The 12,225-nt window shown below is 68.4% G+C and carries 15 protein-coding genes; 7 read left to right on the top strand and 8 right to left on the bottom strand.

What is annotated here, in order from left to right; all coding sequences use genetic code 11:
• Window positions 1–103: 103 nt before the first annotated feature.
• From AB0B64_RS20760 to AB0B64_RS20750, 3 genes are all read left to right on the top strand, one after another.
• Window positions 104–454 carry a hypothetical protein gene (locus AB0B64_RS20760; protein ID WP_357943780.1) on the top strand — a complete coding sequence of 117 codons (351 nt, stop codon included), beginning with the start codon at window positions 104–106 and terminating at the stop codon, window positions 452–454.
• 112 nt (window positions 455–566) lie between these two features.
• Entirely contained in the window at window positions 567–1,130 is a 564-nt protein-coding gene (locus AB0B64_RS20755) for a hypothetical protein (protein WP_357943778.1), read from the top strand.
• Between the two features lie 144 nt (window positions 1,131–1,274).
• On the top strand, window positions 1,275–2,114 hold the full coding sequence (locus tag AB0B64_RS20750) for a hypothetical protein (protein ID WP_358179120.1): 840 nt from the start codon (window positions 1,275–1,277) through the stop codon (window positions 2,112–2,114).
• 22 nt (window positions 2,115–2,136) lie between these two features.
• Here AB0B64_RS20750 and AB0B64_RS20745 read toward each other — a convergent pair whose 3' ends face one another.
• Window positions 2,137–2,721, bottom strand: coding sequence for a helix-turn-helix domain-containing protein (locus AB0B64_RS20745; protein WP_357943774.1), 585 nt, complete (start codon window positions 2,719–2,721; stop codon window positions 2,137–2,139).
• A 109-nt stretch (window positions 2,722–2,830) separates the two neighbouring features.
• Here AB0B64_RS20745 and AB0B64_RS20740 point away from each other — a divergent pair, with 109 nt between their 5' ends.
• On the top strand, window positions 2,831–4,003 hold the full coding sequence (locus AB0B64_RS20740; RefSeq protein WP_357943772.1) for an NAD(P)/FAD-dependent oxidoreductase: 1,173 nt from the start codon (window positions 2,831–2,833) through the stop codon (window positions 4,001–4,003).
• Window positions 4,004–4,020: 17 nt separating this feature from the next.
• On the opposite strand, the gene AB0B64_RS20735 is transcribed toward AB0B64_RS20740, so the two are convergent.
• The 4 genes from AB0B64_RS20735 to AB0B64_RS20720 form a co-directional block, all read right to left on the bottom strand.
• Window positions 4,021–4,416 (bottom strand): phosphotransferase, encoded by a 396-nt coding sequence (locus AB0B64_RS20735; RefSeq protein ID WP_358179439.1) that lies wholly within the window; start codon window positions 4,414–4,416, stop codon window positions 4,021–4,023.
• A complete protein-coding gene (locus tag AB0B64_RS20730) occupies window positions 4,311–4,703 on the bottom strand; it encodes a hypothetical protein (RefSeq protein WP_358179457.1) in 393 nt (130 codons plus the stop codon). The genes AB0B64_RS20735 and AB0B64_RS20730 overlap by 106 nt, the downstream gene beginning before the upstream one ends.
• Window positions 4,704–4,745: 42 nt before the next feature.
• Window positions 4,746–5,657, bottom strand: coding sequence for an aminoglycoside phosphotransferase family protein (locus AB0B64_RS20725; protein WP_357943768.1), 912 nt, complete (start codon window positions 5,655–5,657; stop codon window positions 4,746–4,748).
• 104 nt (window positions 5,658–5,761) lie between these two features.
• Window positions 5,762–6,262, bottom strand: coding sequence for a MarR family transcriptional regulator (locus tag AB0B64_RS20720; RefSeq protein WP_357943766.1), 501 nt, complete (start codon window positions 6,260–6,262; stop codon window positions 5,762–5,764).
• A gap of 196 nt (window positions 6,263–6,458) precedes the next feature.
• On the opposite strand from AB0B64_RS20720, the gene AB0B64_RS20715 reads away from it, so the two are divergent.
• From AB0B64_RS20715 to AB0B64_RS20705, 3 genes are all read left to right on the top strand, one after another.
• Complete coding sequence (locus AB0B64_RS20715) at window positions 6,459–7,613, top strand: cytochrome P450 (protein ID WP_357943764.1); 1,155 nt, start codon at window positions 6,459–6,461, stop codon at window positions 7,611–7,613.
• A gap of 125 nt (window positions 7,614–7,738) precedes the next feature.
• The gene (locus AB0B64_RS20710; RefSeq protein WP_358179118.1) at window positions 7,739–9,103 is read left to right on the top strand and encodes an erythromycin esterase family protein; all 1,365 of its coding nucleotides are present in this window, start codon (window positions 7,739–7,741) and stop codon (window positions 9,101–9,103) included.
• Window positions 9,104–9,280: 177 nt separating this feature from the next.
• On the top strand, window positions 9,281–10,162 hold the full coding sequence (locus AB0B64_RS20705; protein WP_358179116.1) for a phosphotransferase: 882 nt from the start codon (window positions 9,281–9,283) through the stop codon (window positions 10,160–10,162).
• A gap of 152 nt (window positions 10,163–10,314) precedes the next feature.
• Here the strand turns inward: AB0B64_RS20705 and AB0B64_RS20700 are convergent, their stop codons facing one another.
• From AB0B64_RS20700 to AB0B64_RS20690, 3 genes are read right to left on the bottom strand one after another with little or no spacing between them, the layout of a single operon-like run.
• A complete protein-coding gene (locus tag AB0B64_RS20700; RefSeq protein WP_358179114.1) occupies window positions 10,315–10,881 on the bottom strand; it encodes a dihydrofolate reductase family protein in 567 nt (188 codons plus the stop codon).
• Window positions 10,882–10,906: 25 nt separating this feature from the next.
• Window positions 10,907–11,509, bottom strand: a complete 603-nt coding sequence (locus tag AB0B64_RS20695; RefSeq protein WP_358179112.1) for a dihydrofolate reductase family protein — start codon at window positions 11,507–11,509, stop codon at window positions 10,907–10,909.
• 42 nt (window positions 11,510–11,551) lie between these two features.
• Window positions 11,552–12,109 carry a YceI family protein gene (locus AB0B64_RS20690; protein ID WP_358179110.1) on the bottom strand — a complete coding sequence of 186 codons (558 nt, stop codon included), beginning with the start codon at window positions 12,107–12,109 and terminating at the stop codon, window positions 11,552–11,554.
• Window positions 12,110–12,225 lie beyond the last annotated feature (116 nt).

Raw genomic sequence — 12,225 nt, 5'->3', positions numbered from 1 at the left:
CGAGCCGTCAGCATGCTCGGCCTCGAGAACGAGCGACTTCGCCCCACCCACCCGACATCGGGAAGCTCCAAGCCCTCCCACTCGCCCCAGGAGGAATGCCACGATGACGCACTGGTTCCGCAGCCACTGGGCCGACGAGGACACCTGGTTCTACATCGAGGCCGACGACGAAGGCTGGGTGACCCGGCAGATCGAATTCCGCGGCCCCGACGAACAGCCTTTCGCCGCCGCCTCCCTGGCCGAATGGCAGACGGCTTTCGAGAGCGGAGAAGTCGCACGATACGGAGCTGTCTACGACCGAATAGCCGAGCAACCCGTCCATGAGTGGGAAGGTCACAACCCCGAGCCGCTGACTCTCGACGCTTTCGACCAAGCGTGGGCAAGGGCTCACGAGAGCCTCAGCGGTCCGGACTACGGAACCAGCCCGCTTCGGGTTCGTGATTTCGGGACCTGAGAAGAACCTCACCCGGCCGCGATATGCGGGTTTTGTGGAGATTCCGCGCAATTGCGGTTACGGCACCGCGGTGCTGTCATGATCTCGGTGGCCCCCCACCGATGGGATTTACATGTCTCGCTCACTCGCGCTGCTGGCCGCCTCGCTCTGCGTGGGCGGTCTCGCAGCTCTGGTGTACTTCCACGACTCTGACTTCGTGCTCTTACGGGAACATCTGAACCATCCGTTCGCACTCGGCGTGCTGGCCTGCCTCCTGATGGCGTTGGCCGCCGTCGGGCTGCGGTGGATGTGGCTACGCGTCGTGATCGTCCTCCTTGCCGGACTGGGCGCGAGTGTCGCGCTGTTCGGGGGGTTGCTCGCCATTGGGTTCTCCTCTGCCGAGGAGGTCGGCTTCGTCGACGGACCGCCCCCGTACAGGATCCGGCTCCAGCGGTCGATGGCGGGGCTCGGGCCGGACATGGTGATGTCGCTCAGCGTCCGCAATGACGGCGGGCTGCTCAGCAGGGAGTGGGATCTCGGCTGCTTCAACGACGACGTCCCCGACGACACCTTCGACTCGGTCAAGTGGACGGGGCCAAGTTCGGTTGAGATCCGGGTGGCCGACGGGCGGACGTTCCCTGTGGCCTTGGATCCCGACTCGGGCCGACCCCAGACCACCGCCACTCTCAATTGTTAACGGCGGCCCCACAAACCACAGGCGGCACAGCTCTCCGATTCCGGCATGCCCATCGAGGCCATCTCACGATCGCGGTTCGGTTTGACAGTTGATCTCGTATGCACGAGATTGATCGTCCCTCCGACCAATTTCCAGGGGATCGTGATGAAGCGGACCGTCGTGGGTGCAATCCTGATCGCGGGACTGGCACAGCTCGTCGCCACCCCCGCGCAAGCAGCGCCCAGGGTCGACCCGGTAAAAGCGCTCCAAGCCGCATTGACCCGCGGTAAGGGCGTCAACATCGTGTCCACCGTAAAGGTTGATCAGGGTCGCGGCTTCTACTACACCGTGGATGTGGACGGCACGGTCGGGTTCGGACCGCAAGGCGAGACCGCCGCTGATACGTCCCAGCGCCTGCGGTTCAGCAAGACGATGATGAGCGGCCTGAAGAAACTCGGCATGGCGGAGGACGCCGCCCTGGAAGAGACGCCCCTAAGGGTGATCTCGTCAGGCTACGACGACTACGTCTCAGGCCCCCAGTTCGCCGACGCGCTGCCACAGGGCACGAACTGGGTGCGCTACTCCGCCACCGATCAGCCTGCCAGCAACCCGCCGCTGGAGGTCTTGGAGCCCGCCACGCTCAAGGCACTGCTGGCCCACCGCACGTCCTGGCGGGACGGGTTGGTGAAGGGCACGATCAAGGCCGACAAGCTGGTTAAGGTATCCCGTTCCTTCGCCTCTCGCTTCCGTGGCTACTCCATCAGCAAGCCCGTCAGCACCATCTCCTACACCCTCCGGCTGAGTGCGGCCGGACTGGTGGAGCGGGTTACGGCCAGGGGCGTCCTGCACCACTGGAAGGGTTCCCTGCTCCGTGTCGAGTCGGACACCCGCTACTCCGGTTGGGGACGGGAGGTCACCGTTCTGCTGCCGCTGAGAGGCGAGGTGCTCGACCAGGAGCAGCTCGAGGGCAAGGTGCCCTACCAGGTGCCTGGCGCCTTCAATTAGCCCCGCATCCTGCCGCCGGTGCTCAGGTGCCGGGATGGGCGGTGGTCCAGCCGTGTTCGAGCAGGTTGAAGATTGCGGTGGCGGCCTGTTCGGGGGCCGGGTGGCCGTGGATGACGTGGGCGGCTTCGAGGACGAACCTGGCGAAGGCGGCGCAGGTGATGTCGTCCTGAGGGGCGCCGGTCTCGTCGGCGAGGGCGCGGGCGAGGGCGGCTTCGTGGCGTAGCCACATGTGGCGGGCGTAGTCGCGAAGGGCCGGGGTGCTCTCCACCATGCGGGTGAGGGCCGCGGTGTGAGGGAAGGCCGCGACTTCGATCGCTCGCCTGAGGATGTGCTCGCGCAGGGCGTACGGGATGGACTGGCCGGGGTCACGATCGCGCACCGCGGCGACGACCTCGGCCTCGAGGTCGTCGTCGAGGTCGAAGACCAGGGCCTCCTTGCTCGGGAAGTACGCGAACAGCGTGGACACCGCCACGTCGGCGGCCTCGGCCACGTCCTTGACGCCCACCTGGTCGTAACCGCGTTCCAGAAACAGCCGCAGCGCCGCGTCGGCCAGCGCCTTGCGGGTCTGGGCCTTCCTGCGCTCGCGGCGCCCGACTCCTTCGCTCACTCGCTCAGCGTACGGCAACTCGGATCGAGTGCGAAATCGGAGCTGTTGCGAATTCGGAGTAACTATGATTTTCTGGCCACCTCGGAGCCGCTACCCGGAGGTATGTGCCATGAACCCCCAAATCGCGATCGTGGGCGCCGGCGTGGGCGGCCTCGCCTGCGCCCGCGGCCTGCAGACGTACGGCATCCAGGCAGCCGTGTTCGAGCGGGAGGCCTCCCGCGATGCCCGCTGGCAGGGAGGCATGCTGGATCTGCATGTGCCGACCGGTCAGGCCGCGCTACGGGCGGTCGGCCTGTTCGAGCGGTTCACCGAGCTGGCTCGGGCGCAGGGGCAGGAGTTGCGCGGGCTGGATCCCTTCACCGCCGCCTTGGTACACCACGAGCGGCCCACCGACAGCCGCGACGAGAGCTACGCCCCGGAGATCGACCGGGGCCAGTTGCGGGGGCTGCTGCTGGACTCCCTCGTCCCCGGCACTGTGCGCTGGGGGCGCCCGGTGGACGGGGTCGTACCGCTGGACGGCGGCGGCGCTCGCCTGTGCTTCACCGACGGCACCACCGCGGACTTCGACCTCGTGATCGGCGCCGACGGCGCCTGGTCCCGGGTCCGCCCCGCCGTCTCGGCTGCTGTGCCTCGCTACACGGGCGCCACGATCGTCGAGGCGTACCTGGATGATGTCGACGTACGCCACCCCGACCTGGCCCGCTGGGTGGGGCCAGGCACGCTGGCGGCGCGAGCCGACGGGAAGATGATCTCGGCCCAGCGCAACAGCGGCGCCCACATCCGCCTGTACGCCGGCTTCGACGCACCGGCGAACTGGTACGCCACCGCCGGCCTCGACCTCGACGACACCGCGGCGGTGTGCGATCACCTCCGCGCCTTGTTCAGCGGCTGGCACCCCCGGCTCCTCGACCTGTTCCGCGACAACGACAGCGGGTTCGTCAGCCGGCCCCTGCACGTCCTGCCCGCCGGGCACACCTGGGACCACGTCCCCGGCATCACCCTGCTCGGCGACGCGGCCCACCTCATGCCGCCCTTCGGCATCGGCGCCAACCTCGCCCTGATCGACGGCAGCGACCTGGCCACCGCCATCGCCACCCACCCCGACCTCGACCAGGCCGCTGCCGCCTACGAGAAGATCATGCTGCCCCGGTCGGAGGCCGCCGCCCAAGCCTGCGCGGAACTGATGAACACTCTGTCCGAGAACTCCACCACCGACGTCGACAGCGTGCGACGCACCCTCAACGACCGCATCCGCCAGGCGCAGGCCACCATCCAGCGATAGGGACGCCGGTACGGCTGTCAGGGGCGCAGCCGGTGGAACAGCTCTACCCGGGCGCGGTGGTATTCGATGTCCTCCTCGTCATGCGTCACCCCCTTGTGGAAGTAGGCGTACTCCCTGCGGAGCTTGTGCCTGACGAGCTGAGCGAGCGACTCCTCGTCCAGGCGGGCTGCCGTGCCGCCCGCCTCGTGGTACGCGGCCACGAACTCCTCACTCGGCCCGGCCAGGTCGTCGCCCCATTCCAGGGCGGCGGCGGCCAGCTCCAGCTCAGGGGCGCCGACGAAGGTCTCGTCCCAATCGAGAACCGCCACTATCCGGCCGTCCCTTGCCAGGGTGTTGCCGGTGTAGTAGTCGCCGTGCAGGGGGTGGCGCACGGGGTGCTCGGCGTGGAAGGCGCACCCTCGACATACGGCCAGCAGGAGATCGGGCGGCCGCCCACGACGATGACCGTCGCCCCTTCGGCGGTCGGCAGCGGGGCGACCGCCTCGGGGAGGCCGCCGGCGGCGTGCCGGGCGATCGCGTGACACCACTCCGACTCGGCGGCGGCGCGCCACACCGGGCCGACGCGGATGACGTGCCCGTCGAGGCGGTAGGCGGCGGAGTCCTCCCCGCCGTGCAACCGCTCGCCGTCCCCCGTGACACCCCAGGTCAGGGCCGCGGCTTCGCGGATCTCAAGGGTAAGGGGCGTCTTTGCGTAGATCATCCGTACTTCCGTTCGGCTTGCGGGCAGGCGCGTGGCGCGACATCACCGGCGTAGCAGAATCGTGCCAAGGACGACCTGGGCCGGTTCCAGCGTGGGCTTGCCGTCCTCGATGTCCCACAACGCGTTCTGCAGGATGCGGCCAAGTGTCCACCCGGTCGCCCGCTGCCGGTCCAGGCCGAGCACCTCGGTAAGGAGGTCGAACCGGCGCAGGACCGTACGGGTCACGTCGCCGGTCGCCACCACCGCCTCCTCCCATCGACTGTCCAGCGCCGGCCACAGGTCGAACCCGGGGTCGCCGGCCAGCGGTTCGGGGTCGATGGCCAGCCATGGTTCCCGTTGCCCGGCGAGGATGTTGTCGTAGTGCAGGTCCCAATGCAGCAGGCGGTCGCCAGGTTCGCCGATCAATTCGGCCACGGCGGACGCGCAGGTGCGTACCAGCTGCTGCTCGGCCGGGTCGCGCAATGCCAGTACAGCGCGTGGAACCTGATCCAGCATGGCGGCGGCGATGTCGGACAGATGCCGCAGACCGGGTGGGGCGGGCACCGCGACCAGGCGCGCCATCAGCTCGGCGAGGATCTGCATGGCGACATCGTCGTCAACCACCGATGACAGCGGCCGGGCCGCGTCCAGCCGCTCCAGCAACATGGTGCCGGTGTCGGGGTCGTGGTCGAGCAGGTGCACGATGCCGTTGCCGTTCCATACCCGCAGGCCGAGGGCGGCGCCGGCGTTGTCCTCGCTTGCTTGCTGGAATTTCAGCACCGCGGGAGCGCCATCTGCCTGGATCACCGGCAGCACGAGCGAGGCCATGCCGTGTGCCGCGGGGCCGTCCGGCCGCAGCGTCCAGCGGTCGAGGAAGTCCGCGGCCAGCCGGGGCAGCTCGGCGATCCAGGCACGGGCGGTCGGGCTGTTGTCGCCGTACGACGCGGCGAACGCGTCAGGGATGAACGTGCTCATGTCAGGTGTCTCCTTCGTAGGTTGTTCGGGATACGAAGGAGGCCATGGGGGTGCCCGACTTCCGGGCAAGCGTCAAAACATACCTCCACCCTAGCCAAGCACGATCATGTTCGGCCCTGGAGCGTGGCTTGGAGTCGGTGGATCTCGGCGGCGGTGCTGCGCTCGGCCGTTTTCATGAAGCGAACGATGGTGTTGAGCTCCGCGTCGTCGAAGTCGCCGAGGTCGTCTCGCGTACGGGCGATCAGTCCCGAGTAGGCGGCGCTGACCCGGTCGAGGCCTTCCTGGGTGGGTTCGATGAGCACTCGCCTGCGGTCGTGGGGGTCGGCCACCCGTCGGACGCAGCCTGCGGCGACGAGCCGGTCGATCATGCGCGAGGCCGATCCGGTGGTGAGGTTCACGTGCTTGGCCAGGACGCCGGGTGTTGTCGGACCGTGCCGGCCCAGCACGAACAGGCATTGCACGTCGGTGTCGGTGACGCCCAGCCGCTCGGCGACAAGGCTGTTGAGCTGGACGACCAAGATCGCCCAGCTGGGCACCACGTCCGTGGTGACCTCGGCAAGTAGCGCTTCCCTGCCCGCCGCCGGCTCCGCCATCGCGACACCCATCCCTTCCATTTCACTGCGTCGCGCAGCGAAGTCTGTGGTAGATTCACTGCGTGGCGCAGTTACTGTGCTACGCAGTCATTCTATCTCATCGCCTCATAGATCGACTCCGTTCAGGCGCACGGCCGTCGTCGTTCCGCCAGCGATCGGCCAGGACGTCTGCCTCACCATCCGATTCGGACCACCCCATGGAGACTCGATGACCGACGCGCCCCGTGCCACCGTCGACCCGTTCGCCGTCACCGTTCGCGGGATCGGCGAACCCCATCCCGTCCGCGCCGCCCTGCGCGCCACCGGTCCCATCGTCCAGGCCGATGCCCCAGCCGGCGGCCCGGTATGGATCATCACCGACGACGCCCTCGCCCGTGAGGCCCTCGTACACCCTCACATCGTGAAAGACCCCGCCTACGCACCGGCGCACTGGGACCCGCGTATCGCAGGTCTGGAACCGACTGCCGCCGCGCAGCCGTCGCTGACCACCTTCGACGGCCCGGCGCACACGCGGCTGCGCCGAGCGCACGCCCCGCTCTTCACCGCCCGGCGGATGCAGGACTATGCCGAACGGATCACGGGGTTCGCCCGCGATCAGCTCACCGTGCTCGCCGCGACAGGTGAAACGGTCGACCTGATGGCCGACTTCACCACTCGGTTCCCCCTCACCGTGGTCTGCGACGTGATCGGCGTACCACTCGACCGGATCGACCAGGCCATCACGGCCTGCCGGGGCATGCACAGCGCCGATCCCCAGGAGGTGGAGGCGGCGATGGCCGCCTTCGGACAGCTGGCCGCCGCCGCGCTCAGCGACGGCCGGCCCGGCCTGGCCACCGAGCTACGCGAACGGGTCCCCGACGAGCTCACCGAGGAACAACTGCACTACCTGATCTTCACACTGATCTACGCCGGGCAGCTGACCACCGACCCATCGCTGGGGTTCCTGCTCGCCCACGTCTTCGACTCCGACGGCTCTTCAGCGCAGGAGAACACGGTCGAGGAGTTCGTCAAGGAGACGCTGCGCCTGCACGCGCCCGCACCCTTCAGCCTCTGGCGGTTCACCTCCGCCGCCATCGATCTCGCCGGGGTACGGCTCCCTGCCCACGCCCCCGTGCTCATCGACATCCAGGGCATCAACACCCATCCCGGCCGGTCGATCGGGCCGGACCTCACCTTCGGCGCCGGTCCCCACTACTGCACTGGTGCGCAATTGGCTCAACTCGAGCTGAGCGCGGTCGTAGCGGTCGTACGGGCCGACTTCCCCGACGCACACCTCGCAGTGCCGATCTCCGAGCTCCAGCAGGTCGACTTCGGCGGCATACAGGGGAGCCGGCTGACCGCTCTCCCGGTGAATCTGCGGTGAAATAGACAGCCGTATTTTTGTGCCGGTGTCCCTCGGGCATCGTCAGCAGACTGTCGCTGTACTGTCAGCGCTCCCGCCGAGGCTTACACCCGTCAACAACACGCACTCATGCGACGGGACACCATATGCACACCAAGACCTGGGGCGGCGCACTCGTTCTCGGCCTCGCGCTCACCACCGCCGTCGGCCCCGCCGCGACCGCCGACGCCGACAGCCCGGCCGCCGTCGTCGCGGCGCTCAACGCGGTGGCCAAGCCTCTCGTCTCCACTTCGTCTGGGGGTGGCCTGCGCGACCTAGACGTGTTCGGCGCGATGGTGGCAGGCGCGAAGGTGGTCGGCGTCGGGGAGGCCACGCACAGCACCGCCGAGTTCTACACCCTCAACCACCGGCTGTTCCGTTACCTTGTGACGGAGAAGGGGTTCACCACCTTCGCCCGGGAGCTGAGCTGGAGCACCGGTGTACGGCTGAACGACTACGTCCTGCACGGCAAGGGCGACCCACGGCAGATCCTGCACGACGAGGTCACCGGCCCTTACGCCCTGTTCAACAACCGCGAGTTCCTCGGCCTGATCACCTGGATGCGCTCCTACAACACCACCCACCAGGCGAAGGTCCAGTTCATGGGCGCCGACCTGCTCTACCCCGGCGACGTCCTGTTCGACAAGGTTCTCGGTTACGTTGCCGAGCACCATCCCGACCTGACACCCGAGTTCACCAAGCTGTACGAGGGGCTACGGCCCACCACCCCGAACGCCGGGCAGTACATGGGCATCGCGCTGTCCCAGCCGCTGGAGACCCGCAAGGACAACGCCCGCCGCGCCACCGAGGCCCTCGAACTTCTCCAGCGGCAGAAGCCCGGCGGCGACGACTACCGGTGGGCGGTGCAGCACGCCCGCGCCTTGTCGCAGACCTTCACCGACTTCGCCTTCGACCAGGCCACCGCCGAGGGACGCCGGCAGGCCCAGGAGTACCGGGACACCACGCTGGCCGACAACGTCGTCTGGTGGAACAAGACGACCGGCCACAAGATCCAGATGTCCGGCCTGAACGCGCACATCAGCTACACCCCGATCGACACCGTGTTCGTCCCCGCCCCGATGGGCGGCGTACTGCGCGAACGCCTCGGCGCCCGCTTCGTCACCGTCGGCACCAGCTTCGACCAGGGCGGCTACAACTTCACCCTCGACAAGGGTGAGTGCCCGGCCGGCTCCACCCCAGCCGAGCGGCCCCTGACCTGCAAGGGCTCGGTCGCAGCGGCCGACAGCGCCTACAACGAGTACGTCCTGGACCAGGTCCGCTACCGCGACTTCATCCTCGACACCCGCGCCGCACCGCAGGCGGCCAGAACCTGGCTCGCCGAACCCCGCCTCACCCGCCTGATCGGCGGTGGCTTCTGGTCACCCGACCAGGCCACCAAGGCCGCCCTCGGCAAGTCCTTCGACATCCTGATCCACCTGCACAAGGTCAAGGCCGCCGCACTGCTGCCGTGACGTCTCCGGGGAGACGGGCGAGACCAACTCGCTCGTCTCCCCTGTATCTGGGGGGCTGTCAGTCTGTTCTCTGGACGCCGAACCGTTGTGCCGGCAAGTGCCCTGGCGGTCGGCGCGGCGACCAGGTGGGACGATCAAGACATGTTCACTCCGCCTCTGTCGCCGACCGATCATGATGTGCTTTCGGCGGTGCGGGATGGCTGGCTTCCGGTTGCGGGGCGCGCCGCCTATCTGCCGGTGGGATTCGGGGCGCACCACTGGCGGATCGACCAGGATGGCGTGCCCGTGCTCTTCGCGACGCTCGACGTACCGGGCGGGCATCGAACCCCCGACTCGTTCGAGGGAGCATACGCGGCGGCGTCCGAGCTCGCGGCGACAGGCTTTCTCGGGGTGCTCGCACCGGTCCGATCCACGAACGGGAGCTTCACGATCCCCCTGGCCGAGGGGATTCTCAGCGTCACTTCCTGGGCGACGGGGCGCACGCCCGACGAGGCAGAGGCCGCACGGCCCGACCATACCGCCAAGACGAGACGGCTGCTCGCCGAGCTGCACAGCGCTCCCGCGCCGGTTTCGCTGCCGCACTGGGAACCGCGGATCACACCGGACTTCTCCGACCAACTGCCTCATGCCGCCACAGGATTGTGGAATGCGGGCCCGTTCGGAGAGGACGCTCGTCGTCTGATCGTCGAGTCCGCCGAATCGATCGCCGGCTGGGCGTCACGGTACGCCGAGCTCGCCGAGAAGGCGCTGGCCGCCTTTGACCGCTGGGTGCCGACCCACGGCGAGCCGCACCACGCCAACCAGATGCTCACCGATTCCGGGCTCGTGCTGGTGGATTGGGAGTCGTTCGCGCTCGCCCCGCACGAGCGGGACCTTCTCGACCTGCCCGAACACGACCGACGAGCCCTCGGCGGCGAGCCCGAGATGATCGAGCTGTTCGAACTGGAGTGGCGGCTGACCGAGATCAGAGAGTACGCACGCTGGTTCCAGGCACCGCACACCGGCAGCGAGGACGACCGAATCGCGCTCGCCGATCTACGCAACGAGCTCACACGCTGACGCCGCACGTCACGAGAGCCTCCTGGACGGTGCACTGGCTTGCCCGACGAACACGCAGGTGGACCTCCGAGTCCTGACAGTGGTTCCGTAGCTGACAACGGACAGCGGTTGTCGGTCGGCGGCCGCGCTCCGATGGGGAGAGACTTCGCGGGTCACGGGCGGCGGATGCGGTAGCGCAGGTGCATGACGTGCTGTGTGGGTTCCTCGACCTGCGGCGTGGTCAACCGGCGGACCGGGTCGAGTTCGATGTGCTCGGCCGGCAGGTCGTCGAACAGCCGGCGTCCCTGCCCGAGCAGGACCGGTACGACGTGTAGTTCGAGCTCGTCGAGCTGGCCTGCCCGCAGCAGCGCCTGCGCAGCCCCGGCACCGTGCACCATCACGTCGCCGTCCCCGGCCGCCGCGCGGGCCTGTGCGGCGCACTCGTTTACGTCGGTGACGTAGCGGACGCTGCCCGGCGGCGGCTCGTCCGGGACATTGTGGGTCAGGACGAAGATGGGGACGCCGTCGTGATGATCGCCCTGCCAGCGGTCGGCGTGTTCGTAGGTGCGGCGGCCGGCGATGAGGGCGCGGCTGGCCAGCGCCTCGGCGTACACCTGTCCGCTGGGTCCCGGGGCGTTGCGCCGATCGAGCCAGTTGAAAAGCCGGAACCCGCGGATTCCCAGCGGGGTGTCCGGGCTGTCCCGCGGCCCGGTGACGTAACCGTCCAGGGACATGGTCATGTACAGCCGGATGAGCGCCATCGCCTCAGCCCGCCGTTCTTACGCGGTAACGCAGGTGCGTCACGCCCGGCCCGTCCGCGGCGCGGAGCAGTTCGAGCTCGATGTGGTCGGGCGGCATGTCCCCGAACAGCGGTTCACCCTGTCCGATCAGGACCGGGACCAGGTGAATCTGCAGCTCGTCGAGGACGCCTGCGGCAAGTGCCAGCCGAGCGGTGCGGGCTCCGTGGACCAGTACGTCCTTGTCGCCGGCCGCCTCCTTGGCCATGTTCATCGCGGCCGTTACGTCGCTCACATAGGTGACCCCGGGCCATTGCAGCTCGGGATCGGGCTGACGGCGGCTCAGGACGAAGATCGGCACGCCATCGTGGTGGTCGCCGCCCCAGCCGTCGGCGAGCTCGAACGTCCGCCGGCCGACGACGACCGCCCCGGTGGCCATGACCTCGTCCGTGACCTCACGGTTCGCGCCCGCCAGGTGGTCGAGGTCTTTCCTGTGACCGGCGTCGGCATCCGGCAGAAACCACTCATGCAGCCGATGCCCTTTGTCACCGAGCCCGTTGCCCGGCGCCACGTTCGGCCCGGCGATGAACCCGTCCACCGACATCGACATGTACAGCACGGTCTTACTCACGTTTCCGGTCCTTTCAGTACGTCCAACGGAGTGCCAGGAGCGTCATCGCGGGTCCGATTCGGTGGTCGTGAACTCGATCTCGATGGCGATCTCAATGGTGTCGGCGACCACGACGTTGCCGGCGCCGAAGCCGAGCTGGATGTCGACGCCGAACGCGGCGCGGCTGATGGTGGTGGTCGCCGAGAACCCGGTCCGCACCGCGCCGGACGGGTCGTCGACGACGCCGAGGAACTCGGCCTCCATCTCGACGGTCCTGGTGACACCGTGCAGGGTCAACTCGCCCACCAGAATGAAGGTCTCGCCGTCGAAGCCGCGGACCTCGGTCGAGGTGAACTCGATCTGCGGGTACTTCTCCACGTCCAGGAAGTCGGCCGACCGGATGTGCTGGTCGCGCTGTTCGTTGCCGGTGTGCACCGAGGCGGGGTCGATGAGGGCGGTCACCCGGCCGCCGCCCTCGCCGACGCTCAGCGCTGCCGAGGCGAGCGCGAACGTTCCCCTGACCTTGCCGACGCCCATGTGGCGGACCTTGAACGAGATGTCGGAATGAACGGGATCGCCGACCCAGGTGCCGACGGCGAGGGTGGTATCGACGGTGATCATGGCGTACGGGTGCTCCCTCTGTGCGGCCCGGCCTGCCCGGGCGGATACTGATCTGTGCGACCAGCATGCGAGATCGTGGAGCCGGGTTGTATCCCAGATTTCTGGGATGACGCCGT

Origin of the sequence: Nonomuraea sp. NPDC049129 (assembly GCF_040648495.1) — a bacterium.
GTDB lineage: Bacteria > Actinomycetota > Actinomycetes > Streptosporangiales > Streptosporangiaceae > Nonomuraea.
Note: the sequence above shows the minus strand (reverse complement) of the source record. Positions and strands in the feature narration are given on the sequence as shown.

Excerpts from the sequence above, each read along its gene's own strand:
- AB0B64_RS20760 (WP_357943780.1), top strand. The coding sequence starts at position 104 with ATGACGCACTGGTTCCGCAGCCACTGGGCCGACGAGGACACCTGGTTC.
- AB0B64_RS20755 (WP_357943778.1), top strand. The coding sequence starts at position 567 with ATGTCTCGCTCACTCGCGCTGCTGGCCGCCTCGCTCTGCGTGGGCGGT.
- AB0B64_RS20750 (WP_358179120.1), top strand. The coding sequence starts at position 1,275 with ATGAAGCGGACCGTCGTGGGTGCAATCCTGATCGCGGGACTGGCACAG.
- AB0B64_RS20740 (WP_357943772.1), top strand. The coding sequence starts at position 2,831 with ATGAACCCCCAAATCGCGATCGTGGGCGCCGGCGTGGGCGGCCTCGCC.
- AB0B64_RS20730 (WP_358179457.1), bottom strand. The coding sequence starts at position 4,703 with ATGATCTACGCAAAGACGCCCCTTACCCTTGAGATCCGCGAAGCCGCG.
- AB0B64_RS20725 (WP_357943768.1), bottom strand. The coding sequence starts at position 5,657 with ATGAGCACGTTCATCCCTGACGCGTTCGCCGCGTCGTACGGCGACAAC.
- AB0B64_RS20720 (WP_357943766.1), bottom strand. The coding sequence starts at position 6,262 with ATGGGTGTCGCGATGGCGGAGCCGGCGGCGGGCAGGGAAGCGCTACTT.
- AB0B64_RS20715 (WP_357943764.1), top strand. The coding sequence starts at position 6,459 with ATGACCGACGCGCCCCGTGCCACCGTCGACCCGTTCGCCGTCACCGTT.
- AB0B64_RS20710 (WP_358179118.1), top strand. The coding sequence starts at position 7,739 with ATGCACACCAAGACCTGGGGCGGCGCACTCGTTCTCGGCCTCGCGCTC.
- AB0B64_RS20700 (WP_358179114.1), bottom strand. The coding sequence starts at position 10,881 with ATGACCATGTCCCTGGACGGTTACGTCACCGGGCCGCGGGACAGCCCG.
- AB0B64_RS20690 (WP_358179110.1), bottom strand. The coding sequence starts at position 12,109 with ATGATCACCGTCGATACCACCCTCGCCGTCGGCACCTGGGTCGGCGAT.